At 73.4% G+C, this 25,465-nt stretch carries 22 protein-coding genes; 1 reads left to right on the forward strand and 21 read right to left on the reverse strand.

Going from position 1 to position 25,465, the window contains the following annotated elements; translation table 11 throughout:
- The 3 genes from GA0070213_RS27640 to GA0070213_RS27650 all read right to left on the reverse strand — a co-directional run bounded on the left by GA0070213_RS27640 (position 1) and on the right by GA0070213_RS27650 (position 3,438).
- Positions 1–1,119, reverse strand: a complete 1,119-nt coding sequence (locus GA0070213_RS27640) for a carbohydrate ABC transporter permease (protein WP_091071017.1) — start codon at positions 1,117–1,119, stop codon at positions 1–3.
- Positions 1,120–1,202: 83 nt separating this feature from the next.
- The gene (locus GA0070213_RS27645) at positions 1,203–2,450 is read right to left on the reverse strand and encodes a sugar ABC transporter substrate-binding protein (RefSeq protein WP_091071020.1); all 1,248 of its coding nucleotides are present in this window, start codon (positions 2,448–2,450) and stop codon (positions 1,203–1,205) included.
- Between the two features lie 25 nt (positions 2,451–2,475).
- A complete protein-coding gene (locus GA0070213_RS27650) occupies positions 2,476–3,438 on the reverse strand; it encodes a LacI family DNA-binding transcriptional regulator (protein ID WP_245716579.1) in 963 nt (320 codons plus the stop codon).
- Between the two features lie 175 nt (positions 3,439–3,613).
- Here GA0070213_RS27650 and GA0070213_RS27655 point away from each other — a divergent pair, with 175 nt between their 5' ends.
- A complete protein-coding gene (locus GA0070213_RS27655) occupies positions 3,614–5,749 on the forward strand; it encodes an amylo-alpha-1,6-glucosidase (protein WP_091071022.1) in 2,136 nt (711 codons plus the stop codon).
- A gap of 74 nt (positions 5,750–5,823) precedes the next feature.
- On the opposite strand, the gene GA0070213_RS27660 is transcribed toward GA0070213_RS27655, so the two are convergent.
- The 18 genes from GA0070213_RS27660 to infB form a co-directional block, all read right to left on the reverse strand.
- Positions 5,824–6,291 (reverse strand): GNAT family N-acetyltransferase, encoded by a 468-nt coding sequence (locus GA0070213_RS27660; protein ID WP_091071024.1) that lies wholly within the window; start codon positions 6,289–6,291, stop codon positions 5,824–5,826.
- 116 nt (positions 6,292–6,407) lie between these two features.
- The gene (locus tag GA0070213_RS27665; RefSeq protein ID WP_091071027.1) at positions 6,408–7,334 is read right to left on the reverse strand and encodes a helix-turn-helix domain-containing protein; all 927 of its coding nucleotides are present in this window, start codon (positions 7,332–7,334) and stop codon (positions 6,408–6,410) included.
- Positions 7,335–7,402: 68 nt separating this feature from the next.
- On the reverse strand, positions 7,403–8,176 hold the full coding sequence (gene dapB / locus GA0070213_RS27670; RefSeq protein WP_091071029.1) for a 4-hydroxy-tetrahydrodipicolinate reductase: 774 nt from the start codon (positions 8,174–8,176) through the stop codon (positions 7,403–7,405).
- A 63-nt stretch (positions 8,177–8,239) separates the two neighbouring features.
- Positions 8,240–9,571, reverse strand: coding sequence for a M16 family metallopeptidase (locus tag GA0070213_RS27675; protein WP_091071032.1), 1,332 nt, complete (start codon positions 9,569–9,571; stop codon positions 8,240–8,242).
- A gap of 120 nt (positions 9,572–9,691) precedes the next feature.
- Complete coding sequence (locus GA0070213_RS27680) at positions 9,692–12,076, reverse strand: polyribonucleotide nucleotidyltransferase (RefSeq protein ID WP_091071035.1); 2,385 nt, start codon at positions 12,074–12,076, stop codon at positions 9,692–9,694.
- A gap of 223 nt (positions 12,077–12,299) precedes the next feature.
- Entirely contained in the window at positions 12,300–12,569 is a 270-nt protein-coding gene (gene rpsO, locus GA0070213_RS27685; RefSeq protein ID WP_013284678.1) for a 30S ribosomal protein S15, read from the reverse strand.
- Positions 12,570–12,731: 162 nt separating this feature from the next.
- On the reverse strand, positions 12,732–13,658 hold the full coding sequence (locus tag GA0070213_RS27690; protein ID WP_091071038.1) for a bifunctional riboflavin kinase/FAD synthetase: 927 nt from the start codon (positions 13,656–13,658) through the stop codon (positions 12,732–12,734).
- A gap of 32 nt (positions 13,659–13,690) precedes the next feature.
- Complete coding sequence (gene truB, locus GA0070213_RS27695) at positions 13,691–14,575, reverse strand: tRNA pseudouridine(55) synthase TruB (RefSeq protein ID WP_091071039.1); 885 nt, start codon at positions 14,573–14,575, stop codon at positions 13,691–13,693.
- A gap of 56 nt (positions 14,576–14,631) precedes the next feature.
- Positions 14,632–15,954: an MATE family efflux transporter gene (locus GA0070213_RS27700; RefSeq protein ID WP_091071041.1), complete on the reverse strand. Its 1,323-nt coding sequence runs from the start codon at positions 15,952–15,954 to the stop codon at positions 14,632–14,634.
- Positions 15,955–15,995: 41 nt separating this feature from the next.
- Entirely contained in the window at positions 15,996–16,511 is a 516-nt protein-coding gene (locus GA0070213_RS27705; protein WP_091071155.1) for a P-loop NTPase family protein, read from the reverse strand.
- 760 nt (positions 16,512–17,271) lie between these two features.
- Complete coding sequence (locus GA0070213_RS27710; RefSeq protein WP_175441532.1) at positions 17,272–17,481, reverse strand: DUF6186 family protein; 210 nt, start codon at positions 17,479–17,481, stop codon at positions 17,272–17,274.
- Entirely contained in the window at positions 17,481–17,888 is a 408-nt protein-coding gene (locus GA0070213_RS27715) for a hypothetical protein (protein ID WP_091071047.1), read from the reverse strand. The genes GA0070213_RS27710 and GA0070213_RS27715 overlap by 1 nt, the downstream gene beginning before the upstream one ends.
- 113 nt (positions 17,889–18,001) lie before the next feature.
- Entirely contained in the window at positions 18,002–18,550 is a 549-nt protein-coding gene (locus tag GA0070213_RS27720; RefSeq protein WP_091071049.1) for a hypothetical protein, read from the reverse strand.
- A 701-nt stretch (positions 18,551–19,251) separates the two neighbouring features.
- Positions 19,252–20,337 carry a DHH family phosphoesterase gene (locus GA0070213_RS27725; RefSeq protein ID WP_091071051.1) on the reverse strand — a complete coding sequence of 362 codons (1,086 nt, stop codon included), beginning with the start codon at positions 20,335–20,337 and terminating at the stop codon, positions 19,252–19,254.
- A complete protein-coding gene (gene rbfA, locus GA0070213_RS27730) occupies positions 20,334–20,822 on the reverse strand; it encodes a 30S ribosome-binding factor RbfA (RefSeq protein ID WP_091071157.1) in 489 nt (162 codons plus the stop codon). Before rbfA ends, GA0070213_RS27725 begins: the two co-directional genes overlap by 4 nt.
- A gap of 180 nt (positions 20,823–21,002) precedes the next feature.
- A complete protein-coding gene (locus tag GA0070213_RS27735) occupies positions 21,003–21,296 on the reverse strand; it encodes a DUF503 domain-containing protein (protein ID WP_091071054.1) in 294 nt (97 codons plus the stop codon).
- 42 nt (positions 21,297–21,338) lie between these two features.
- Positions 21,339–22,379 (reverse strand): TRM11 family SAM-dependent methyltransferase, encoded by a 1,041-nt coding sequence (locus GA0070213_RS27740; protein WP_091071056.1) that lies wholly within the window; start codon positions 22,377–22,379, stop codon positions 21,339–21,341.
- A gap of 80 nt (positions 22,380–22,459) precedes the next feature.
- Positions 22,460–25,462, reverse strand: coding sequence for a translation initiation factor IF-2 (gene infB / locus GA0070213_RS27745; RefSeq protein ID WP_091071058.1), 3,003 nt, complete (start codon positions 25,460–25,462; stop codon positions 22,460–22,462).
- Positions 25,463–25,465 lie beyond the last annotated feature (3 nt).

Genomic DNA, 25,465 nt, shown 5'->3' on the forward strand with positions numbered 1-25,465 from the left:
TCAGGACCCCTCCGGTACGCGTCGCCGCCACCACCGGCCCCGCCGGGGACCGTCCCGGTCGGCCATCAGCCGGCGCTGGAACAGGGTGAACGCGATGATGATCAGGAACAGCACGAACGAGATGGCCGCGCCGCCGCCGTAGTCGAAGTCCCGGAACGCGGTCCGGTACGACAGGTACGCCGGGGTCAGCGTGGTCTTGGCCGGATCACCCTGGCTCATCACGTACACCTGGTCGAAGACCTGCCAGGAGCCGATCAGTCCCAGCGTGACCACCAGGAACGTGGTGGGCTTGAGCAGCGGGAGGGTGACGTACCGGAAGCGCTGCCAGCGGCTCGCGCCGTCGAGCATGCCCGCCTCGTCGAGCGCCACCGGGACGTTCTGCAACGCGGCCAGGTACATCAGCATGAACGTGCCCGAGGTGGTCCAGATGACCAGGCAGATGATCGACGTCATCGCGACGCTCGGCCCGGAGAGCCAGTCCCACCAGGTCAGCCCGAACGGGCCGCCGGAGGTCAGCGCGGCCGGCGGGCTGTCCACGCCGAACGCGCCGAGCAGCAGGTGCAGCACGCCGCGGCCGTCGGCGAACCACTCCGGCCCGTCGAGGCCGAGCAGGGCGAGCAGCCGGTTGACCGCGCCGGAGTTGGCGAACAGGAAGAGGAACACCACGCTGATCGCCACCGAGCTGGTGACCGAGGGGAAGTAGAACGCGCTGCGGAAGAAGCCCTTCCCCTTGAGCAGCCGGTTGTTGACCACCAGGGCGAGACCGAGCGCCAGCACGGTCTGCACCGGCACCACGATCCCGACGTAGTAGATGTTGTTGCGGATGGCGGTCATGAAGTCGCGCCGGGCGAGCCCGTCCTCGGTGAACAGCCGGCTGTAGTTGTCGCCGCCCACGAATGGCACGTCGCCGGTGAACGGGCTGCCCTGGCCGTTCCACCCGGTGAGGCTCACCCAGAGCGCCATCAGGATCGGCAGCAGCATGAAGAGGCCGAGGATCAGGATCACCGGCGCGACGAAGAGCCAGCCGGCCAGGTTCTCGTTGCTGCGGATGCCGCCCGGACGGCGGCGCGGTGGGCCGGCCGGCGCGGTGCCCGGCGCGGCGAGCGTGTCCGTTGCCATTCCCTCCTCCTTCGCTCGGGGGAGGTGTAAGGAGGGGCCCCTTGTTAACAACCGTCTGTTAATAAGGGGCCCCGCCTAACACCTCAGCCGCCGAGCGCCGCCTTGGCGTTCTTGTCGAAGTTGGTCAGGAGGGTCTTCGGATCGCCGGTGGCCAGGCCCTGCAGGCCGGCCTCCAGGTCACGCAGCACGCTGTCCATCTTCGGGGCGTTGACCGGGCCCTGGGCGTACTCGACGCCGTCGATGAACGGCTTGTCCGCCGGGAAGGCGCTGGTGTACTGGTCGCGCACCGACTGGCGGGACGGCATCACGCCGAACGCCTTGGCGAAGCCGATCTGCTGCTCGCCGGCGGTCATCGCCTCGACGAACTTGATCGCCTGCTCCTTGTACTTGGACTTGGCGGCGATGCCCCAGCACTGGGTGAAGGAGAGCGTGCCCGGCCCCTTCGGACCGGCCGGCAGCGGCACGACCTTGTACTTGGTCTTCGGGAAGTCGTTCTGCAGGGCGCCCTTGATCCAGTTGCCCTCGATCGTCATCACGGCCTTGCCCTTGCCGAACGCCTCCCCGGACCAGCCGGAGTCGAGCTGCTTCGGGAACTTCGCGTAGCCGTTGGTGAGCAGCGACTTGACGTACTGCAGTGCCTGGAGGTTCTCCGGGGTGTCCGCGGTCGGCTGCTTCCCGTCCTTGCTCATCAGCCAGCCACCGTTCTGCACCATGAACGCGCCGATGCGGTCCCGGGTGTCGCCGAGCGCGATCGCCACCTGGCCCTTCGCCTTGATCTTCTGGCTGACGGCGGTGAGCTGGTCCCAGGTGGTCGGTACGTCGGCGTCGGTCAGGCCGGCCTTGGTCCACAGGTCGGTGTTGATCTGCAGGGCCAGGGTGGAGAAGTCCTTCGGCGCGCAGTAGAGCTTGCCGTCGTAGGTGAACGCGGTGCGCAGGCTCTCGTAGAAGTCGTCGGGCTTGCTGACCTTGTCGCCGTACGGCTCCAGCGCGCCGACGCTGGCGTAGTCGGCGAAGCGGGCCGCGTCGACGTAGAACACGTCCGGCGGGGTGCCGCCGGCCAGCGCCTGGCCGAGCTGCTGGGTGAGGTCCTGCGCCGGGGTGACGGTGGCGCTGTTGCCGGAGGAGCCGGCCCACGCGGCGGCGGCGTCCTTGACGGCCTTGGTCTCGGCGTCGCCGGACGAGCCGATCAGGATCTGCAGGTTGGCCGGGCCGCTGGACTGCTTCGCGTCGTCGGCCGAGTCGTCGAAGCCGCTGCCGCAGGCGGCGGAGCCGAGCAGGGCGACGGCGGCGACGCCGGCCACCGCGGCCCGGGTGAGGATCCGAGTTTTCATCTGTCTCTCCTGGTGGGGGATGGGATCACGCCGAGTGCCGGAGCACCAGCGCGGGATGGAGCAGGAGCTGGGGGTCTCGTGGCTGGCCGTCGAGCACGCCGGTGAGCAGCTCGACGCAGCGGGCGGCGGCCTCACCGAGCGGTTGGCTGACGCTGCTCAGCCCGACCGCGGCGGCCACCGGGGTGTCGTCGAAGCCGACGACCGCGAGGTCGGTACCGGTGTCCCGGGCGGCCTGCCAGGCGCCGAGGGCCAGCGAGTCGCTGGCGCAGACCACTGCGGTCGGCGGTGCGTCGAGGGCGAGCAGCGCGCGCGCCTCGCGCTCCCCCTCGGCGATGCCGTCCTCGGTGGCGCGGTCCGGTGCGGCGCCGTCCAGGCCGACCTCCGCCATCGTGGTACGCCAGCCGGCGCGCCGGTCGTCGCCGACGCCCGAGCCGGCGGGCCAGCCGAGGAAGGCGATCCGGCGGTGCCCGGCGGCGAGCAGGTGCCGGGTGGCCTGGGCGGTGCCGGTGGCGCCGTCGACGTCGACCCAGGGGTGGGCCTCCGGGGTGTCCCAGGGCCGGCCGAACGTCACGAACGGCACCTCCCGTTCGGCCAGCCACGCGGTGCGCGGGTCGCCGTGCTTGGTGCCGGTGAGCACGAACGCGTCCAGGTCGTACGCGCCGAGCAGGTCGTCGTAGGTGGCGATCTCCTGGTCGTCACCGACGGCGGTGTAGAGGAGCACCCGGTAGCCGGCGGCGTCGGCGGTCTCGGTGAGACCGTGCAGGAAGCGGTCGAGGACCGAGCCGTTGATGCCGTCGCGGGTGGGTTCGATGCGGACGGCGATCAGCCGGGACCGCCCGGTCCGCATCTGCCGGGCGGCCTGGTTGGCCCGGTAGCCGAGCGCGACGATCGCCTCGCGCACCCGGCGTCGGGTGTCCTCGCGGACGATGTGCGGCGTGTTGAGCACGTTGGAGACGGTCTGCCGGCTGACCTGGGCATGCCGGGCCACCGTTGCGATGGTTACCTTTTCTCCCACGAAATCCCTCTCGCCTACCTTGAACGATCCAATGCCGATGGGGCAGGATTAGATCGTTCAAAGTTTCTGGAATGTTTCGCACTGTGCACCCGGCCACGGCCATCTGTCAAGACGTCCGTCGCCACCGATCAGCACCAGGAGTTCCCCCGTGACCGAACGCCACCTCCAACCGCTGCTGCACGACCTGGTCGGCGTGGCGCACGCCCCCACCAGCGCGCTGGGCGACGCGGCCGGTCAACTCCGCCCGCACGGCGTCCAGGGTGTCTTCCACGCCGACGCCCGGGTGCTGTCCCGGGCCGAGCTGCGCCTCGACGAGCGGGAGCCGGAGACGATCGGGCACGGCGCCGCCGGCCCGCACGGCGCCCGCTTCGTCGGCCTGGCCCGCTGGCTCGGCGACCCCACCCCCGACCCGACCGTCCGGGTCGAGCGCACCCGGCAGGCCGGCCCGGGTGGTCTCACCGAGGACATCGTCGTGTCCTCCACCGCCGCCGACCCGGTGCACACCACCGTCACCGTCGACCTGGCCTGCGACCTCGCCCCGATCGAGCACGTCAAGATCGGCCGCTCGGTCACGCCGCTGACGGCGGAGTTCGGTGAGCCGGACCGGGTGCGGTGGGCCGCCGACGGGCTGACCGTCACCGTGACCGGCGAGGGCGCCACCGTGGACGCCGCCGGGGACCGGGCCGTCACACCGCGCCTGAGCTGGCCGGTGACCGTCATGCCCGGCGCCGCGGTCACGCTGCGCTGGCGGCTCACCGTCACCGACCCGCGCGCGGTGGTGACCGCAGCGCCGGCCGACGCCGGTTGGGCCGAGCCGCGGGTCGACGCCGACGACCGCCGGCTGCTTCGGCTACTCGACCGTTCCCTCGCCGACCTGCACGGGCTGCGGCTGGCCGAACCGGCTCACCCGGAGGACGTCTTCCTCGGTGCCGGCGTCCCCTGGTTCCTCACCCTCTTCGGCCGGGACAGCCTCTGGGCCGCCCGGATGATGCTGCCGCTCGGCACCGACCTGGCCGCCGGCACGCTGCGGGTGCTGGCCCGCCGGCAGGGCGTCCGCGTCGACCCGGCCACCGGCGAGCAGCCCGGCAAGATCCTGCACGAGCTGCGCCGGCACGAGTTCGCCCCGAACCAGGGGCTCCGGCTGCCGCCGGCCTACTACGGCACCGTCGACGCCACCATGCTCTGGGTCAACCTGCTGCACGACGCCTGGCGCTGGGGTCTGCCCGCCGACCAGGTCGAGCCGCTGCTGCCGCACCTGGAGGCGGCGCTGCGCTGGCTCGGCGAGCACGCCGACGCCGACGGCGACGGCTTCGTCGAGTACGTCGACACCACCGGCCACGGCCTGGCCAACCAGGGCTGGAAGGACTCCGGCGACGCGGTGCGCTTCCGCGACGGCCGGCTGGCCGCGCCGCCGATCGTGCTGGCCGAGGTGCAGGGGTACGCGTACCGGGCGGCGACGGACGGGGCGGAGCTGCTGGACGCGTTCGGCCGCCCGGGCGCCGACCGCTGGCGCGACCACGCCGACCGGCTCGCCGAACGGTTCCGGGCCACGTTCTGGGTCGACGGCCGGCACGGCCCGCAGCCCGCGCTGGCGCTGGACCGGGACAAGCGACCGGTGGACTCACTGACCAGCAACATCGGCCACCTGCTCGGCACCGGGCTGCTGTCGGACGCCGAGTCGGCCCAGGTCGCGGCGCTGCTCTCCACCGAGGCGATGGCCGGCGGCTTCGGGTTGCGCACCATGTCCACCGACGACGCCGGCTTCAGCGCGCTGTCGTACCACTGCGGTTCGATCTGGGCGCACGACACCGCGATCGTGCTCGCCGGGCTGGCCCGCGACGGGCACCGGGCGGCGGCGCTCCGGCTCGCCGACGGCCTGCTCGCCGCCGCCGAGGCGTTCGACTACCGCCTGCCAGAGCTGTACGGCGGCGACGACCGGGCGACGCTCGGCCGGCCGGTGCCCTACCCGGCCGCCTGCCGCCCGCAGGCCTGGTCCGCCGCGGCGTCCGTGCTGCTGCTCCAGGCCGGCCTGGGCGTCTACCCCGACGTGCCGAACGGCCGGGTCGACCTGCGCCCGCTGGCCGGCCCCGAGCTGGGCGCGCTGAGCGCGTCGAACCTGCGCATCGCCGGCACCCCGGTCACCGCGTCCGTCGACCACACCGGCCACCCCACCCTGACCGACCTCCCGCCCTCTCTCAACCCAGCCCACATCCCCACCCCCCGCACCCCCCACTCCCCCCTCTCCCCCCGCACCCCCGCGCCCGCGCCCGTGCGTCGATCATGAAGTTGGCGGCCTTGTGGATCTCCCCCACTGCCGCCAACTTCATGATCGACGGCCCGGACCCAGGCGGGGGCGGGTCAGGACGGGGGGAGTTCGGCTACCAGTTCGTCGTCCTCCATGGCACCCGTGGGGTGGAAGCCGAGGGAGGTGTAGAGGGCTGCCGCCGCGGTGTTGTCGGGGTGGTAGCTGAGGCGGATCGGGTGGCCGGCCTCGGCGAGCCAGCCGGTGAGCGTGCGCACCGTGGCGCGACCCAGGCCCCGGCCCTGCTCGGCGGCGTCGATCACCATGCCCCCGATCCAGCGGGAGCCGTCGTCGTCCACGCCCCACATGACGTGCCCCACCACGGTCTCGTCGGCGTAGACGGCCAGCGATGTCCAGACGTCCGAGTGCGCGGTCAGCAGCAGGTAGCGGGCGGCCAGCGCCGCCACGAACGCGCGCTGGTCGTCGCGCGGCGCCACGTCGGCCACCGGCCGCCAGTTGTCGTCGCCCACCGGGCGCAGGGTCACCCGGCGGCCGGAGCGGTCATGCTCTCCAGAGTCGATCATGACCGCCAGCCTAGGAGCCGGTCCCCCGGCCGACCATCCATTTCGCCGAGCCGCCGCAGCCGGCGTGGTTAGGAGGGGCCCCCTGTTATGCAGAATGCGTTAACAGGGGGCCCTCCTTACGCGCCGGCGGCGTGGTCGAGGTACGGCCGGGGGTCGCCGGCGCCAAGGTCGGTGACACCGGCGCTGCGCAGGGCACCGATCGCCAGGGTCCGGCGTACCGCGGCGAAGGTGATCACGTGGCCGATGGTCCCGCCCAGCGTGTGGGTGGTCGGTGGCGTGCAGGTGGTGTCGACGAAGGTGTCCGCCAGGGTGCCGTCGGCGAGCGTCCGCGCCACGAACGCCCGCCAGTCGCGCCCGGCGACCGCGTGCCGGGCGGCCAGGCCGCGCACCGACCGGTCGCTCTCGTCGGGCCAGTCGCCGCCGCGCAGCGCCGACAGCCAGTGTTCCTCCTGCGTGACCATCGCGTTGATCAGCGAACGGAGCGTCGGCTCGTCGTCGATCGTCTCCACGGACACCGTGACCGGCCGGTCGAGCACCTGCTCGTCGAGGCCGCCGGCCCGGTCGATGATCGCGGTGAGGGTCTCGACGTGGTGGTCGACCAGGTTTTGGAGCACGTTCATCGGGGTCTCCTGACGGGCGGCCGGCAGCCGCAGGCCACCGGGCGGTTGGAAGTGGACGCCGCTCGGGCAGGGCAGCTCCAGATCGCGGAAGACCAGCGGCGGGCGCCGCCGGACCGCGGTCGGGGCGACGCCGTACGACCGGTGGAAGGCACGGGTGAACGCCTCGTGCGAGCCGTACCCGGCCTCGACCGCGACGTCGAGGACGGTCCGGTCGCTGGTGACGAGCCGGTACGCCGCCCGTTCCAGGAGCAGGCGCCGGCGCAGCGCGCCCGGCGGTTCGCCGGTGGCCGCGGCGACCAGCCGGTCGAAGTGGAACCGGGACAGGTGAGCCCGGGCGGCCAGCCCCGCCGGGCCCGCCGACGGGTCGTCGAGCGCCGCCTGGAGGACGTCGAGGAGGCCGGTGAGCCCGTCGTTCCGGTTCATGCGCCCAGCCTGCACCCGTCCCGGGCGCTCCCGCTTGATCGCCGTTGCGCACCTGCGGGAAACGGGGCCTAGTCGAGCAGGGCGTCCAGGCCGACGGTGAGACCGGGCCGGCGGACGACCTCGCGCACCGCCAGCAGCACGCCGGGCATGAACGAGGCCCGGTCGTACGAGTCGTGCCGGATGGTCAGCGTCTCGCCGGTGGTGCCGAACAGCACCTCCTGGTGGGCGACCAGGCCGGTGGCGCGCACCGCGTGCACGCGTACCCCGTCGATGTCGGCGCCGCGGGCGCCGGCCACCTCGTCGCGGGTGGCGTCCGGCGCGGGGCCGAGACCGGCCTCGGCGCGGGCCGCGGCGATCAGCCGGGCGGTGTGGGTGGCGGTGCCGCTCGGCGCGTCCAGCTTGCGCGGGTGGTGCTGCTCGACGATCTCGACCGACTCGAAGTGCCGCGCCGCGCGGGCCGCGAACTGCATCATCAGCACCGCGCCGATGCCGAAGTTGGGGGCGATCACCACACCCACCCCGGGCCGGTCGGCCAGCCAACCGCGCACCTGGTCCAGCCGCTGCTCGGTGAAGCCGGTGGTGCCCACCACGGCGTGGACGCCCCGCTCCACGCACCAGCGCAGGTTGTCCATGACGGCGTCCGGGGTGGTGAAGTCGACGACCACGCCGGCCCCGGCATCGGCGACCTCGGTCAGGTCGTCGCCCTGGTCGACGGCCGCGACCAGCTCCAGGTCCGGTGCGCCGTCGACCGCCTTGCAGACCTCCATGCCCATCCGGCCCCGGGCACCCAGCACGCCGACCCGGGCCGCCTCGGCCGGGCCCTTCTCCCGCACGTCAGTCACGGGGCACAACCTATCCCAATCGGGACGCGCCGTACCCGCCGGTCCGGGACACCGGACGGCCGGTCAGCGACCGACGGTGAAGGCGCCGGAGTCGAACGGGCCGACCACGGCCAGCGACATCGGCCGGCCGAGCAGCTCGGCCGCCAGGCCGTTCACGTCGGCCAGCGTCACCGCGTCCACCCGGGCCAGCAGCTCGTCGACGGGCATCAGGTTGCCGTAGAGCAGCTCACCCTTGGCCAGCCGGCTCATCCGCGACCCGGTGTCCTCCAGCCCCAGCACGAAGGAGCCCTTGCTCATCCCCTTGCCCCGGGCCAGTTCGACCTCGGTGACGCCCTCGGCCGCCACCCGGGCCAGCTCGGCGCGGGTCAGGTCCAGCACCTCGTCGACCTTGCCGGGCGCGCAGCCGGCGTAGACGGCGAACACGCCGCTGTCGGCGTACTGGCTGGCGTAGGAGTAGACCGAGTAGGCGAGCCCGCGCTGCTCCCGGATCTCCTGGAACAGCCGGCTGGACATGCCGCCGCCGAGCACGTTGTTGAGCACGCCCAGGGCGAAGCGCCGGTCGTCGGTGCGGTCGATGGCCGGGCAGCCGAGCAGGACGTGCGCCTGCTCGGTCTCCTTCGGCTCGACCAGGGTGGTGGCCGGCTTCGTGCGTACCGCCGGGGTGGTCGCCCGGTGCGGCGCCGGCGCGGCCGGGTCGGTGTCCAGCGGGGTGCCCCGCAGCGCCTGCCGGACCAGCTTGACCACTGCGGCGTGGTCGAGGTTGCCGGCGGCGGCGATGACGATCTGCGGCGCGGTGTAGCGGCTGCGGTAGAAGCCCTGGATCTGCCGCCGGGTCATCGGCGTGACCGTCTCCTCGGTGCCGGAGATCAGCCGGCCCAGCGGGTGGTCGCCGTAGATCGCGCGGGCGAAGAGGTCGTGCACCTCGTCGCCGGGCTCGTCGTCGTGCATGGCGATCTCTTCGAGGATGACCCCGCGCTCGGTCTCCACGTCGGCGGCGGCCAGCACCGAGTCGGCGACCGCGTCGCACATCACGTCGATGGCCAGCGGCAGGTCCTCGTCGAGCACCCGCGCGTAGTAGCAGGTGTATTCCTTCGTGGTGAACGCGTTGGTCTCGCCGCCCACCGCCTCGATCTCGGCCGAGATCTCCAGCGCGCTGCGCTTCTTGGTGCCCTTGAAGAGCAGGTGCTCCAGGAAGTGCGCGGCGCCGGCCTGCGGCCCGGTCTCGTCGCGGGAGCCGACCGCCACCCAGATGCCGAACGAGACGCTGCGCATCGCCGGGATCGCCTCGGTGAGCACCCGCAGCCCGCTGGGCAGCACGGTGCGGCGGACGGTGCCGCCGAGCGGGTCGTCGCTGAGGGTGCGGGTGACCGCCCGTGCCGGGGAGGACGAACTCACGACAGACCTGCTCTCCGTGCCACGAAGGGGGGTGGGACGAACGACGGCTCCAGCCCGCCGCGCGACCTGGAGCCGTGGGCCGGCCCGGGTGACGCGTACGTCACCCGGGCCGGTCGGTGATCAGCTGTGCCGGGTGCGGCGACGCGGACGGTCGCCGCCCTCGCCACCCTCCGAGCGGCGCTCGCCGCCCCGGTCACCACCGCGGTCGCCACCACGGTCACCGCCGCGGTCGCCACCCCGGTCACCGCGCGGGCCGCGGTCGCCGCCGCGGTCCCGGCCGGCCGGACGCTCGCCGCCGGCGGCCTCACCGGCGGCCGGCGCCTCGGCGCCCTCCGGACGGATCTTGTCCAGGTAGATCTTGCCGCGGGCGTCGATGTCCGCGATCTCGACCTCGACCTTGTCGCCGACGTTGAGGAAGTCCTCGACCTTCTCGACCCGCTTGCCGTCGCCCACCTTGGAGATGTGCAGCAGGCCGTCGCGGCCGGGCAGGAGCGAGATGAAGGCGCCGAACGCGGCGGTCTTCACCACGGTGCCGAGGAACCGCTCCCCCACCTTCGGCAGGGTCGGGTTGGCGATGCCGTTGATCCGGTCCACCGCGGCCTGGGCCGACGGGCCGTTGGTCGCGCCGACGTAGATGGTGCCGTCGTCCTCGATGGAGATCTCGGCGCCGGTCTCGTCCTGGATGGCGTTGATGGTCTGGCCCTTCGGGCCGATCACCATGCCGATCTTGTCGACCGGGATCTTGACGGTGGTGACCCGCGGCGCGTAGTCCGACATCTCGGCCGGGGCCTCGATGGCCCGCTGCATCACGTCGAGGATCGTCTGCCGGGCCTCGTGCGCCTGCTGGAGCGCGGCGGCCAGCACGTCCGACGGGATGCCGTCGAGCTTGGTGTCGAGCTGGAGCGCGGTGACGAAGTCACGGGTGCCGGCGACCTTGAAGTCCATGTCGCCGAACGCGTCCTCGGCACCGAGGATGTCGGTGAGCGTCACGTACTGGGTCTTGCCGTCGACCTCGTCGGAGATGAGGCCCATGGCGATGCCGGCGACCGGCGCCTTCAGCGGCACACCGGCCGAGAGCAGGCCCAGCGTCGAGGCGCAGACCGAACCCATCGAGGTGGAGCCGTTGGAGCCGAGCGCCTCGGAGACCTGCCGGATCGCGTAGGGGAACTCCTCGCGCGACGGCAGCACCGGGATCAGCGCCCGCTCGGCCAGCGCGCCGTGACCGATCTCGCGCCGCTTCGGCGAGCCGACCCGGCCGGTCTCACCGGTCGAGTAGGGCGGGAAGTTGTAGTTGTGCATGTAGCGCTTGCGGTTCTCCGGGGACAGCGTGTCCACCATCTGCTCCATGCGCAGCATGTTCAGCGTGGTGACGCCCAGGATCTGGGTCTCGCCGCGCTCGAACAGCGCCGAGCCGTGCACCCGCGGCAGCACGCCGACCTCGGCGGTCAGCGGCCGGATGTCGCGCGGGCCGCGGCCGTCCATCCGGACCTGCTCGCGCAGCACCCGGTTGCGGACCTCGGACTTGCTCAGCGAACGGAAGGCGGCGGAGAGCTCCTTCTCGCGGCCCTCGAAGCGGCCGCCCAGCTCGTCGGCGACCTTGGCCTTGATCCGGTCCAGGGCCTCCTCGCGGTCGGCCTTGCCGGCGATCTTCAGCGCCTCGGTGACCTCGGCGCGGGCCACGTCGGCCACCGCGTCGTACACGTCGTCCTGGTAGTCCAGGAAGATCGGGAACTCGGCGACCGGCTTGGCGGCCACCTCGGCCAGCTCGCTCTGCGCCCGGCACAGCTCACGGATGGCCGGCTTGGCGGCCTCCAGGCCGCTGGCCACGATCTCCTCGGTCGGCGCGGTCGCGCCGTCGGAGATCAGGGCCACCGCGTTCGGGGTGGCCTCGGCCTCGACCATCATGATCGCGACCTCGCCGTCGGCCAGGGTGCGACCGGCCACGACCATGTCGAAGGTGGCCCGGGCCAGCTCCTCCAGGGTCGGGAAGGCGACCCACTGGCCGTCCACGTGCGCGACCCGGGTGGCCCCGATCGGGCCGGAGAACGGCAGGCCGGAGAGCTTGGTCGACATCGAGGCGGCGTTGATGGCCACCACGTCGTACGGGTGCTGCGGGTCGAGCGCGAGGATGGTCTCGACGACCTGGACCTCGTTGCGCAGGCCCTTGACGAAGGACGGGCGCAGCGGCCTGTCGATCAGCCGGCAGGTGAGGATGGCGTCCTCGCTGGGCCGGCCCTCGCGGCGGAAGAACGAGCCGGGGATCCGGCCCGCGGCGTACATCCGCTCCTCGACGTCGACGGTCAGCGGGAAGAAGTCGAACGACTCGCGCGGCTGCTTGCCGGCGGTGGTGGCGGAGAGGACGACCGTCTCGCCGAGCTGGGCGACGACGGAGCCGGCGGCCTGCCGGGCCAGCCGGCCGGTGGAGAAGGTGATCTCACGGGTGCCGAAGGACCCGTTGTCGATCACGGCGGTGCGGGATTCGGTGCCGAGGTTGGTCTCGGTCATGTGCTGTGGTGCTCCTTCGCGTCGTCGGCCGACGACACGGGAACTGCTCAGGCGGCCGGTCTTCGATCGAAGCGCCCGGGTGGGCCGGCATGTTGCCGGGATTCCCGGGGGCCACTACCGGAGACCGGTGCTGACCGGCTCCCTCTCGGGTCGTCGCGCGGCCGGGGTTCTTTCTGGTGGTACCGGAACGGGGGAGCGGCCGAGCGGCCACTCCCCCGTCAGGTCATCGGCGCAGGCCGAGCCGCTCGATGAGCGACCGGTAGCGGTTGATGTCCTTCTTCTGGACGTAGTTGAGCAGCCGACGGCGCCGGCCGACCAGCAGCAGCAGCCCACGGCGGCTGTGGTGGTCGTGCTTGTGCACCTTCAGGTGCTCGGTCAGCTCCGCGATCCGCTTGGTCAGGACCGCGACCTGCACCTCCGGCGAACCGGTGTCGCCCTCGGCGGTCGCGTACTCCTGGCGGATCTTGGCCTTGGCTTCCTGGTCGAGCGCCATGTTCTCCCTGTTTCGTGGGTGGTTCGATGAGGTCCGTCGGAGCGGTCGTGTGACCGGTGCGACGGACCGGTTCCTCGCACCCGCGGCGTCGTGCAGGCACGCGAGGCCCCCGTCGGTCAGCCGACGTCTCCCCCACCCTACCAGCCCCAGCCCGGGGCGCGGTCAGGACACCACCCGGCGGGTGCGCTCCACGTCCTCGGCGATCTGGGCGACCAGCGGCTCGATCGCGTCGTACGTCCGTTGCTCGCGCAGGTGCGCCACGAAGTCCAGGGCCAGCCGCTCGCCGTACAGGTCGCCGCTGAAGTCCAGCGCGTACGCCTCCACCCGGCGCTCCCGGCCGGAGAACGTCGGGTTGGTGCCGATCGAGACCGCCGCCGCCAGCGGCTCGCCGCCGCGGCGCACCAGCCGGGCCGCGTACACCCCGTCGGCGGGCACCGCCGCGTACCGGTGGGTCAGCAGGTTGGCGGTGGGGTAACCCAGCTCACGTCCGCGCTGGTCGCCGCGGACCACCACACCCTCGACCCGGTGCGGTCGGCCGAGCGCCGCCGCCGCCGCGCGCACGTCGCCCGCGTCGACGCAGGACCGGATGTACGTGGAGGAGAAGACCGTGCCCGCCTCGGCGACCAGCGGCGCGCCCTCCACCCCGAAGCCGAAGGTGCGGCCGAGCCGCTCCAGCAGCGCCACGTCGCCCGCCGCCCGGTGCCCGAACCGGAAGTTGTCGCCGACCACCACCAGCGCGGCGTGCAGGTGCTCGACCAGGATGTCGTGCACGAACGCCTCGGCCGGCAGCCGGGAGAACTCGACGGTGAACGGCACCACGCAGAGCACGTCCACGCCGAGCGCCTCGATCAGCTCCGCCTTGCGGGCCGGTTCGGTGAGCACCGCCGGGTGCGAGCCGGGGCGCACCACCTCGGCCGGGTGCGGGTCGAACGTCACCACCACCGACTTGACGCCCAGCTCGCGGGCGCGCGCCACGGCGTGACCGATGGTGGCCTGATGCCCCTGGTGCACCCCGTCGAAGACGCCGATGGTGACCACCGAGCGCCCCCAGCCGCCGGGCGCCGCCTCGTACCCCCGCCACCGCTGCATGCCGATCCTCTCCCCTGTCCGCCCGCGCGCCGTCAGGCCGGGGCCAGGACGATCTCCGCGCGGGCCCGCCCGTCCCGCTCGCTGACGATAGCGATCAACCCGCCCGCCGGGTCGAAGACCGCGTACGGGCCGGCGATCCCGGCCGGGTCCAGCGGCCCGCCGTGCGACAGCGTCCGCGCCTCCGCCCCGGTCGCGTCCCGGCGCGGGAAGAACCGCGCGGCGGCGGCGTCCAGCGGCAGGTTGACCACCTCCGGCGCGCGCTCTTCGAGCTGCGCCAGGGTGGCCGCCTCGGCCAGGTCGAAGCCGCCGACCGCGGTGCGGCGCAGCGCGGTGAGGTGGCCGCCGACCCCGAGCGCCAGGCCCGTGTCCCGGGCGAGGGCCCGGATGTACGTCCCGGACGAGCAGGTCACGTCCACGTCCACGTCGACCACGTCCGGGGTGTCCCGCCGGATCTCCCGCACCTCCAGCCGGGACACGGTGACCCGCCGGGCCGGCAGCTCGACCGCCTCCCCGTCGCGGACCCGCTTGTACGCCCGCTCACCGTTGATCTTGATGGCGCTGACCGCGCTGGGCACCTGGTCGATCTCGCCGGTCAACGCCGCCAGCGCGGCCCGCACCGCGTCGTCGGTGACCGCGCCGGCCGGGGTGCTCGCGATCACGTCGCCCTCGGCGTCGTCGGTGACCGTGGACTGGCCCAGCCGGATCGTGGCGGCGTAGCTCTTGCCGGCGCCGATCACGTAGGTGAGCAGCCGGGTCGCCCGCCCGACGCCGATCACCAGGACGCCGGTGGCCATCGGGTCCAGCGTGCCGCCGTGCCCCACCCGGCGGGTCCGGGCCAGCCGGCGGATCCGGGCCACCACGTCGTGCGACGTCATGCCGCCGGGCTTGTCGACCACGATCAGACCGTCTGTGCTCACGACCGCCAAGCCTGCCAGACGGCGGTGATCGGCCCTGCGGGGGATACCGCCGCCGGTCAGCGGACCGCGCCGACCACCACCCAGGCGCCGGAGCGCAGCCGCAGCAGCAACGCGACCAGCCGCAGCACCACGAACAGCGTCAACCCGGCCCAGATCCCGCCGAGCCCGAGGTCGAGGCCGTAGGCCAGCCAGATCGCCGGCAGGAACCCGCCGAACGCGGCCACGATGGTGAGGTTGCGCAGGTAGCGCACGTCGCCGGCGCCGATCAGCACCCCGTCGAGGGCGAACACCACGCCACCGATCGGCTGGAGCGCCACCAGCCAGGGCCAGGCCACCATGGCCTGTTCGCGTACCTGCGGATCGGAGCTGAACAACGACGGCACCAGACCGGCGCCGGCGGCGATCAGCACCGCGAACGCCACGCCGCACAGGCCGCCGAGCAACGCGACGCGGCGCGCGAGGAACCGCGCGCCGGCCGCGTCGCCGGCGCCGAGCGCGGCGCCGACCAGCGCCTGCGCGGCGATCGCGAGGGCGTCCAGCACCAACGCGGTGAAGAACCAGAGTTGTACGGCGATCTGGTGCGCCCCCACGGCGGCGGCGCCGAAGCGGGCCGCGACCGCGGTGGCGGACAGGAAGCTCGCCTGGAACGCGACGCCGCGGACCAGCAGGTCCCGGCCGAGCACCAGCTGCTGCCCGATCACCCGTGGTCGGGGTCGCAGCGCGATCCGCTCCCGCACCAGCGCGGCCGCGAAGAGGCCACCGGAGAGTGTCTGCGCGACCGCGTTGGCCACGGCGGAACCGACCAGGCCGAGGCCCGCCGGATAGACGAGCAGCGGGCAGAGCAGCGCGGAGAGCAGGTTGGGGGCGAGCACGAACAGCAGCGGCCGGCGGGTGTCCTGGATGCCCCGCAGCCAGCCGTTGCCGGCGGCCGCGAGCAGCAGGCCGGGCGCGCCGAGCGCCGCGATCCGCAGCCATCCGGCGGCGGCGTCGGCCACCTCGCCGGGACCGCCGGCGAGGGTACGCGCCAGCGCGCCCCCGCCGAACGCGATGGCGACCGCCACCAGCAGCCCGGCGGTCAGCGCCAGCCAGGACGCCTGAACGCCCTCGGCCACCGCGGCGGCCCGGTCGCCGGCGCCGAACCGGCGGGCCGACCGCCCGGTGGTGCCGTACGCCACGACGGTGCCGATCCACGCGGTGAGCGTCATGACCGTGCCGCCGACGGCGAGCGCGGCGAGCGGCACCCGGCCCAGGTGACCGACCACCGCGGTGTCGACGAGGACGTAGAGCGGCTCCGCGGCCAGCACCACCAGGGCGGGGAGCGCGAGCGCGGCGATCCGCCGGGGCGACACGGCGGTGGCGGGTGCGACGGTGCTGCTCATCGCCGCCGATCGTGGCACGCGCCGAGTAAGGGCCGCAACCCCTAGGGCTGCTTACCCCACCCCGCCAGGAAGCGGGCCACGTCCCGCCGGTCGCGCAACCGGCGCACCGGTAGGCCCGGGGCGTAGGCGGCGACGGCTCCCAGCACCCGGGGACGGGAGTGACGCGGGTAGCGCCAGACGTAGCGCAGGAGGCCGACGTCGACGCGCTCCGGGCAGCCCTCGGGAAGGTCGGGCCGGGGCGCGACGCGGCGGGCCCAGCGGCGACGCAGCACCCGCACCAGGCACCGCAGCCGGTGCGGCTCGCAGAGCACCAGCAGGTCGGCGCGGGGCAGCCGGAGGTCGAGCGTGCCGGCATAGTTGCCGTCCATCACCCAGGCCGGGCGGGCGGCCAGCGCGGCCACCTCGGCGCGGAACTCGTCGCCGGTCGGTGCGACCCAGCCGGGCCGCCAGTAGTGGCGATCGAGGTGGATCAGCGGCAGGTCGAGTCGCCGGGCCAGCTCCCCGGCGAGGGTGCTCTTGCCGGCACCGGAGCTGCCGACGACGAGGATGCGGCGCATCGGGTGACGGTAGCGCCACCGCTCCCGGGACGTGGCGGCCCGACGCGCGGGCTCCGGCCCGGCGGACACGGCTCCCACCGGCGGGCTCGGCCTCCCGCTCACGGAAGCCAGCTCTGCACCGGCAGGCTCCCGCTCCCGCTCACGGAAACCGACTCCGAACCGGCGGGCTCGGCTCCGCGGTCAGGGGGCCGGGCTCAGGTCGGCGGGATGCGATTCGGGCCGAGATGGTCGCCGGCTTTCGGCGACCGGTGCGGCGGTGACGCCGGCGAGGGGCCGATCACGGTGCCGCGATGCCCCGGCCGGCCGGCGTCACCGCCGGACGGCCTGCGTCACTGGCGGGTGTCCATCGAGGTCTGCAGCGCGCGACGCATCTGCTCGCGCGCCTCGTCGGTGGTGGTCTCGGTCTGCGGCTTGCGCTTGCTCGGCATGGAGTGTCCTTCCAGGGTGCGGACCACCGAGACACGGCGGCCCTGCGGGCGTCCGGCGCCCCGTCGTCGACGGCGCGACAACCGTCACGCCGCGACCGGAGTCGTCGGTCTGCTGCGCGCCCGGCCAGCGGTCCGGGATCACCGGAGCGGCTCGCCTGGCAGCGTGAGCCCGGGTCGGTCTGACCCTGGAGAGAGGCGGCGCCGGGTGTGGCACCACCGCCCGTGACCAGCGCCGCGAAGCGCCGATCCCTCACCCAAATTAACGTTCACTTTCCAGATAGTGCCCACTGTTCCCGCGATGCGGACAGGGCAACCCCTTTTCCGGCGGCGTCTCAGCGGGCGAGAAAGTGCCAGCCCAGCCACCACCAGAAGCCGAACAGACCGATCCGGCCCACCGGCACCGGCCCCACCTCGTAGCGCATGACGAAGGCGCAGACGTCGGCGAGGGACGGGATGCGCGACCCCTCGCGGCGTGCGGCCCACTCCACGGCCGCGAACAGCAGCACTGCGGTCAGGAAGCCGCCGATGGCCAGCGCGCGCATCATCGGCGCACCAGTCCCCAGAACGCCGCCAGCCAGGCGAACCAGGCCGCCGAGCGGGCCAGGTGGTCCTCGAGCAGCGGGTCGGCCAGCCGGGAGAACGTGGGAAACTCGTCGCCCACGGACAGCACGAAGGTGGCCCCCTCGAAGACCCCGAAGACGGTGACCGGCAGCAGCCACCACAGCGCGGCCGAGGACAGCCGACGTGGCGCCGGACGCCGGGGAACCCGGTTGCTCAGGCCGACCCAGATCAGCCCCCCGCCGGTGCCGAGGATGTAGAGGTTCGCCGCGGTCGAGAACGACGGCAGTTGACCACCGACCAGCGAAAGGCAGATCAGCACCGGTACGGAGACGACCGGCCGGTCCCAGACCCGGGGCGCCTCGGCGGTGAGCTCGGGGGGATGATCCATCACCCGATTGTCCCCAGCGTGACGTAAGGCGGGAAGGCCGGCACGCCTCGTGATTGCCGCGAAACGCAGAAGGCCGGCACCCGTCGTTCGGGTGCCGGCCTTCACGTGTGTGCTTACTTGGTCCAGTGCTGGTTGACGAGGTCGGTGGCCTGCTTCTCCCACTGGGCGTAGGCGTCCGGGTAGGCCGAGACCTGCACGGTCTGGGCGGCCTTGGTCAGCGGCATGTCCTGCCAGCCGTCGACCTGCTTCAGCCCCTTGAGGAACGCCAGGGTGGAGTACTCGGGGTCGGTGATCTGCTCCGGGCTGCCCCAACCGCTGGAGGGGCGCTGCTGGAACAGGCCCAGCGAGTCGTGGTCATTGCGGTCGCCGAGGTGGCCCAGGTTCTCCAGCTTCGACTCCTGCAGGGCGGTGGCGATCGAGACGACCGCGGCGCGCTCGGGCAGGCCGGCCTTCTTCGTCGCGGCGATGATCGCCTTGACGTTGGCGGTCTGCTCGTCATTCAGCGCGATGGTGGACTGCTCACCCTGCACACTCGCCACCGCGACCGGCGTGGTGCCGGCGTGGGCGGGCTCGGCGTGCGCGGCGATCGGACCGGCGAACACACCACCGGTAAAGGCCAGACCGGCAACACCCAGGATGCTCTTACGCAGGATCGTGTTCATGGTGGGGGCTCCATTCGGGGGTCGACGCACCCCGTCGGGGGGACGGGGGTGCGGGGGCACCGTCAGGCGCTCAGAAGACTGGGGGATCCGGCATGCTCGCGGGGCAGGACGCTGCCTCGTCGCGGGTGCCGGGAGTGTGTGTAACGACCGGGCGGCCACCGTCATTCCCTCGGGGGCGGGGCCGGCGGCGCGCCGGGGCGCGCCCACCTTCCTCGGCCGGTCACGGGGATACAACGCCGGGCCCCCGCCGGCCATTCCGCCGCCAGGGTGCCACCGACCACCGCCGAACCGGACATCCCGCCCACCCGGCACGCCGGGGTGCGACACCACAGCCGTCCGGACGCCCGACCGCTCGGCCCTGACCGGAGCATCCCGACGCCGCAGACACCCATCACGTTCCACCCGCCGGCCGCAGACCTCGCGGGTGGAACGGCATGGGTGCCTCAAGTGCAACCAGACACCCGTAGCGTTCCACCCGCCGACCACAGACCTCGCGGGTGGAACGGCATGGGTGCCTCAAGTGCAACCAGACACCCGTAGCGTTCCACCCGCCGGCCCGGCGCAGCCTCGGGCCTCGCCAGAGCCGGGGACAGGAACGCATGGACTCCTGCGCCTCGGCCGGCAGGCGACGACTGAAGCGCCACCTTCACTGCTACCGCTGGACTCGACTACGCCCGGGGCAGCGCCCGACCGGCGCGAGTTCAGGCGCGGGGAATCAGCACGGCGGTGGGGAGGGCGGCGCGGATGCCTGCCACCACGGCGTCGATCGGGCCGCGACCGGTGAAGCCGGCCGCGAACCGGTGCCCGCCGCCGCCGAGCCCCACGGCCACCCGGCTCACGTCGACCGCGCCCTTGCTGCGCAGCGAGACCGCCCACTCGGCCTCCCCGGACTGCTTGACCACACAGCTCACATCGGCCTCCGCGGTGCAGCGAACGGAGTCGATCAGCGCCTCCAGCACGTACGCCGGTTGGTCGTGGCGGGCCAGGTCGTCGTGGGTCGCGTACGTCCAGACCAGGCCGTGCCCGGCGGCGGCCGCCGGTTCGAGCGTGGCCCGGCCGAGCACCTCGCCGAAGAGCCGGACGGCGCCGAACGGGCGGGTGTCGAACACCTGCCGGGAGATGTCGCCCGGCCGGATGCCGGTGGCCAGCAGACGCGCGGCCATCTCGTGCACGGCGGGGGTGGTCGCCTCGAAGCGGAACGAGCCGGTGTCGGTGGTCAGCGCCACGTAGAGGCCGGTCGCCGTCGGAGCGTCCACCGTCACCCCGAGCCGGTCCAGCAGCCCCAGGGCCACCACGGAGGTGGCCGCCGCGTGCGGGTCGACCAGGTTGACGGTGCCGAAGCCGGTGTTCGAGGCGTGGTGGTCGAGCACCAGCGCCGTGCCCGCGGTGGCCAGCCGGTCGGCCAGGTCACCGAGCCGGGACTCGCTCGCCGCGTCGAAGCAGATCACCAGGTCCGGGTCCGGGTAGGCGTCGTCCTGCGACACCAGCAGCTCCACGCCGGGCAGCCAGCGGAACGGCTCGGGCACGCCCGCCGGGCCGGGGAACGTGGCCTGGAGCTGACGTACGCCGAGCCGGCGCAGGCCCAACGCGAAGCCGAGCATGCTCCCGAGCGCGTCCCCGTCCGGGTTGACGTGGCAGATGAGCAGCACCCGCGCGTCGGCGCGGAGGTCGCGTACCGCCGCGACGGCGGCCGCCCAGTCGGCGTCGGTGGGACCGCCCGCCGCGGCGTCGTCAGGCCCGGCGGCGGCCGGCGCACCGGCCTCGGCGTCCTCGACGGCCTCGGTCACCGCCGGTCGCCGCCGCGCGGCTCGTCGTCCGTCGACGACGCGCCCTCGGCCGGCTCGTCCTCGTCGTCCTCCTCCACCCGGTACGGCTGGGCGTCGCCCGCGTAGGCGGCCTTGGCGGCCAGCCGCTGCACCTCGGCGTCGGCGGAGCGGGCGGCGGTGAGCAGGTCGTCGATGTGCTTGACCTGGTTCTGCACGTCGTCGAGGACGAAGGTCAGCGTCGGCGAGTGCCGCAGCCCGAGCGCCTTGCCGACCGTGCTGCGCAGCATGCCCTTGGCGCTCTCCAGCGCGGCGGCGGTGCTCGCCTGGGCCGCCGCGTCGCCGAGCACCGTGTAGAAGACGGTGGCGTCGCGCAGGTCGGCGGTGATCCGGGCGTCGGTGATCGTGATCATGCCGAGCCGGGGGTCCTTGATCTGGCTCCGCACCACCGACGCGACGAGTTCACGGACGCGCTCCGCGTGCCGGCGTACCTTGGCCGGATCCGACATGTCCCCCACCTCCACGATCACTGTTCCTACGACCCCGGCGCGCCTGACGCCGCGATCGGGAAACCGCCGGCCGGGGACGGGCTGCGCCCGGGCCCGACCGCCCAACGTCCGAGAACATTACCCGCGCCCCACGGGGCGGCGCGCGGCACGGCCGGGCTGCCGCGCGACGCGCCGACGGTGTCAGTCGTCCGCGCCGTGCAGGCGGCGGCGCACCGACAGCAGCTCGGTCTCCGGGCGGGCGGCGACCAGCCGCTCGCAGGAGTCGAGCACCTCACGGACGTGCGCCGGTTCGGCGGCCACCACGGCCACCCCGATCTCGGCCCGGCCGTGCAGGTCGAGCGCCCCGACCTCGGCGGCCGAGACCTCGAACTTGCGCAGCGCGGCGATGATCGGCCGGACGTAGGACCGCTTGGCCTTCAGGGAGCGGGAGTCGCCCGGGAGCAACAGGTCGAACAACGCGGTTCCGGTATACACGGCGAGCAACGGTACGCGGCGCGCGGTTCACGTGGCACCCGATTACGGCGCGACCGCGACCAGCACGTCCCGCTCGATGGCCTGGTCGACCCGGTGGGCGAGGTCCCGCCAGCCGGGCCCGTCGACCACCCGCAGGCCGGCGGCGGTCAACACCGCCTCCGCCTCGGCGCGCGGCGCCACGTGCGTGTTCCAGGACAGCCCCAGGGCGCCGCCCGGGCGCAGCAGCTCACGCCACACCGGTACGGCGGCGGCGAGCAGCTCCAGTGGGCTGCGGGACAGGCCCTGGCCAGTGCGGCTGCCGTGCGCCACTCCGTACGGGGCGTCGGTGACGATCACGTCGGCGCACCGGGGGCGCAGCACCTCGCGGGCCCGGGTGGTGTCGGTGTTCAGCACGACGACCCGCTGGGTGACGCCGGCCCGGTGCGCGTCCTTCGACGGCGAGAGCACCGCCTCGAAACGTCGGGCGACCAGCTTGCGGTCCCGGCGCACCGACGTGGTCTCCGCGGTGTGCTTGAGTCGCTTGCGGCGCAGCCAGGTGCGCAGGAACCCGGCGTACGCCTCCACGTCCTGGCTGTCGCGTTCGACGCCGATGCCGTCGTGGCCGTACATGAGCGCCTGGTTGAGCGTGGTGCCCCGGCCGCAGAGCGGGTCCAGCACCACGAGCCCGCCGTCGAGCATCCGGGGCGCGGCGGCGGAGGCGAGCAGCGTGACGTTGAGCAGCAGCCGGGTGAACTGCTCGTTGGTCTTCCCGGCGTACTTGGGGATGGTGATCAGGTCCGAGTCGTACGCGGCCAGCGGGTGCAGCGGCACCGGCCGGAGCAGGTCGCCGACCCGTTCGAAGAGCGCGTACGCCGCCGACAGGTTCGCCAGGTGGGCCAGGTCCCGGGTGCCGAGGCCGGGTTCGGGCGCGGTGAAGGTCAGGTAGTCGACCCCGCCGATCCGGGTGACGTCGACGTCGCCCGGCGCCACCTCGAGCACGCCCGAGCGGGCGAACACGGTCAGTTCGGCGCGGGCCAGCCGGACGGCCGCGTCGGCGTAGACGCGGTTGGCGGAGGGGGCGAGGAGCAGTGCGTACCCGATCACGCCGGAGATTGTCGCAGCCTGCGGAAACGGCGACGGCCGGGACCCGAAGGCCCCGGCCGTCGACCGTCGTGCACATCACCTCAGGCGCGCGGCTTCTCCCGCATCTCGAAGGTCTCGATGACGTCGCCGACCTGGACGTTGTTGTAACCGCCCAGCGTCAGACCACACTCGAAGCCTTCGCGGACCTCGGTCGCGTCGTCCTTGAACCGCTTCAGGGAGCTGATCGTGAGGTTGTCCGCCACGACCGCCCCGTCCCGCAGCAGACGCGCCTTGGCGTTGCGGCGGATGAGACCGGACCGGACGATACAGCCGGAGATGTTGCCGATCTTGGACGAGCGGAAGACGTCGCGGATCTCCGCGGTGCCCAGCTCGACCTCCTCGTACTCCGGCTTGAGCAGACCCTTGAGCGCGGCGTCGATCTCCTCGATGGCCTGGTAGATGACCGTGTAGTACCGGATCTCCACGCCCTCGCGGTCGGCGATCTCGCGGACCTTGTTGGCGGCCCGCACGTTGAAGCCGATGATCGTGACCGCCTCGTTCGAGGCGCTCGCGAGCATGACGTCGCTCTCGGTGATCGCACCCACGCCCCGGTGGATGATCCGAAGCTGGACCTCCTCCGGGATGTCGAGGTTGAACAGCGCGTCCTCGAGCGCCTCCACGGAACCGGAGCCGTCGCCCTTGAGCACCAGGTTGAGCGAGGTCTTCTCGCCCTCCTTGAGCTGCTCCATGAGCGTCTCGAGGGTGGCCCGGCCACGGGAGTTGGCGAACGAGGCCGCACGCCGCCGTGCCTGCCGCTGCTCGGCGATCTGCCGCACGGTGCGGTCGTCCTCGGCGGCCAGGAAGGTGTCACCCGCACCCGGCACCGTGGTCAGACCCAGCACCATGACCGGACGTGCCGGGCCGGCGTAGTCCACCGGCTTGCCGTTCTCGTCCAGCATGGCCCGGACCCGGCCGTGCGCCCCACCGGCGACGATGGAGTCACCCGCCCGGAGCGTGCCCTTCTGCACCAGCACGGTCGCCACCGCGCCACGACCCTTGTCCAGGTGCGCCTCGATGGCCACACCCTGAGCCGGCCCGTCGATCGGAGCGGTCAGCTCCAGCGACGCGTCGGCGGTCAGCAGGACGGCCTCCAGCAGCTCGTCGATGCCGATGCCCGGCTTCGCGGCCACGTTGACGAACATGGTGTCGCCGCCGTACTCCTCGGCGACCAGGCCGTACTCGGTCAGCTGCTGGCGAACCTTGTCCGGGTTCGCGTCCGGCTTGTCGACCTTGTTGACCGCGACCACGATCGGCACGTCCGCCGCCTTGGCGTGGTTGAGCGCCTCGATGGTCTGCGGCATCACGCCGTCGTCGGCCGCCACCACCAGGATCACGATGTCCGTCACCTGGGCACCACGGGCACGCATGGCGGTGAACGCCTCGTGACCCGGGGTGTCGATGAAGGTCACCGCCCGGTCCTCGCCCTCGTGCGGGACGTGGACCTGGTAGGCGCCGATGTGCTGGGTGATGCCACCCGCCTCGCCGGCCACGACGTTCGCCTTGCGGATCGCGTCGAGCAGCTTGGTCTTACCGTGGTCGACGTGACCCATGACGGTCACCACCGGCGCACGGCTGACCAGGCGGTCCGCCGCGACCTCGGCGTCGAGGTCGATGTTGAACTGCGCGAGCAGCTCGCGGTCCTCGTCCTCCGGGCTGACGATCTGCACGTCGAAGCCGAGGTGCTCACCCAGCAGCAGCAGGGTCTCGTCGGAGCACGACTGGGTCGCCGTCACCATCTCGCCCAGGTTGAACATCTCCTGGACCAGCGAACCCGGGTTGGCGTTGATCTTGTCGGCGAAGTCCGACAGCGAGGCGCCACGGGACAGCCGGACGACCTGACCCTGACCGCGGGGAGCACCCGAGGACATGGTCGGGGCCGACAGGTTGTCGAACTCCTGTCTGCGCTGCTTCTTGGACTTGCGGCCACGGGTCGGCCGACCACCCGGACGCCCGAAGGCACCCGCGGCGCCGCCGCCACGGCCACGACCGCCGCCGCCGGGACGACCGCCGCCGCCACCTGGACGGAAACCACCGCCGGGAGCGCCGCCGCCACCGCCGGCACCGCCGCCGGGACCGCCGCGGTAGCCACCGCCACCGCCGCCGCCACCGGGACCGCCGCGGTAACCGCCGCCACCGCCGCCGCCACCGGGACCGCCGCGGTAGCCACCGCCGCCGCCGGGACGACCCGCGCCACCGCCGGGACCGCCACGACCGCCGCCGGGACCGCCGGGGCGACCCGTGGTCGGACGCTGGCTCGGCATCGACGCCGGGCTCGGCCGCGGCGGCATGGACGCCGGGCTGGGCCGCGGCGGCATGCCGGCCGGGCTGGGACGGGGACCGCCCCCACCGGCGGCCGGGGGCCGCTGCTGCTGGCCGCCCTGGATACCGAACGGGTTGTTACCGGCGCCGCGCGCCGGCGGGCGACCGCCGGGACGGGCACCGGGGCCCTGACCCGGGCCACCGGGACGGGCGGCCGGGGAACCCGGACGCGCCGGCATGGCGTTCGGGCCGGGACGCGGACCGGGGCGGGGACCGCCCTCGGCCGGAGGCTCCCGGCGCGGGTTCTCGCGCTGCTGCTGGCGGGCGGCCTGGGCGGCCTTGACCGCGGCCTCCTGCTCAGCCTTGAGCGCGGCGGCACGCGCTTCCGCGGCCGCCACTTCGATGTCGTGCGCGCTCGCCGGCTTGGCGACCGGGGTCGCCGGCTGCGGCGGGCCGGGGACCGGGCCCTTGGGCTTCGGTCCAGGGGTCGGCGCGGTCGGCCGCCGGGGCGGCATCGGTCGGGCCGAGACCCGGGGGGCGCCCGGGGTCGGGGTGGGCGTCGGGGTCGGTGCCGGGCCGCTGGGCGCGGCTGCCGGCGGGGCGGCGGGCGCCGGCGAACCGGCGGACGCCACGAACGCGTTCCGCAACCGTCGGGCGACAGGCGCCTCGACGGTGCTGGAGGCGGACTTGACGAACTCGCCCATCTCCTTGAGCTTGGCGAGAACGGTCTTGCTTTCGACCCCGAGCTCCTTGGCAAGCTCGTGTACGCGGGCCTTTCCTGCCACTGC

Source organism: Micromonospora humi, assembly GCF_900090105.1.
Taxonomy (GTDB): domain Bacteria; phylum Actinomycetota; class Actinomycetes; order Mycobacteriales; family Micromonosporaceae; genus Micromonospora; species Micromonospora humi.

Bases quoted from the DNA above. Each gene is read 5' to 3' on its own strand.
- GA0070213_RS27640 (WP_091071017.1), bottom strand. From the start codon at position 1,119: ATGGCAACGGACACGCTCGCCGCGCCGGGCACCGCGCCGGCCGGCCCA.
- GA0070213_RS27645 (WP_091071020.1), bottom strand. From the start codon at position 2,450: ATGAAAACTCGGATCCTCACCCGGGCCGCGGTGGCCGGCGTCGCCGCC.
- GA0070213_RS27660 (WP_091071024.1), bottom strand. From the start codon at position 6,291: ATGATCGACTCTGGAGAGCATGACCGCTCCGGCCGCCGGGTGACCCTG.
- GA0070213_RS27665 (WP_091071027.1), bottom strand. From the start codon at position 7,334: ATGAACCGGAACGACGGGCTCACCGGCCTCCTCGACGTCCTCCAGGCG.
- GA0070213_RS27680 (WP_091071035.1), bottom strand. From the start codon at position 12,076: ATGACCGAGACCAACCTCGGCACCGAATCCCGCACCGCCGTGATCGAC.
- rpsO (WP_013284678.1), bottom strand. From the start codon at position 12,569: ATGGCGCTCGACCAGGAAGCCAAGGCCAAGATCCGCCAGGAGTACGCG.
- GA0070213_RS27690 (WP_091071038.1), bottom strand. From the start codon at position 13,658: ATGCAGCGGTGGCGGGGGTACGAGGCGGCGCCCGGCGGCTGGGGGCGC.
- GA0070213_RS27700 (WP_091071041.1), bottom strand. From the start codon at position 15,954: ATGAGCAGCACCGTCGCACCCGCCACCGCCGTGTCGCCCCGGCGGATC.
- GA0070213_RS27705 (WP_091071155.1), bottom strand. From the start codon at position 16,511: ATGCGCCGCATCCTCGTCGTCGGCAGCTCCGGTGCCGGCAAGAGCACC.
- GA0070213_RS27710 (WP_175441532.1), bottom strand. From the start codon at position 17,481: ATGCGCGCGCTGGCCATCGGCGGCTTCCTGACCGCAGTGCTGCTGTTC.
- GA0070213_RS27715 (WP_091071047.1), bottom strand. From the start codon at position 17,888: ATGGATCATCCCCCCGAGCTCACCGCCGAGGCGCCCCGGGTCTGGGAC.
- GA0070213_RS27720 (WP_091071049.1), bottom strand. From the start codon at position 18,550: ATGAACACGATCCTGCGTAAGAGCATCCTGGGTGTTGCCGGTCTGGCC.
- rbfA (WP_091071157.1), bottom strand. From the start codon at position 20,822: ATGTCGGATCCGGCCAAGGTACGCCGGCACGCGGAGCGCGTCCGTGAA.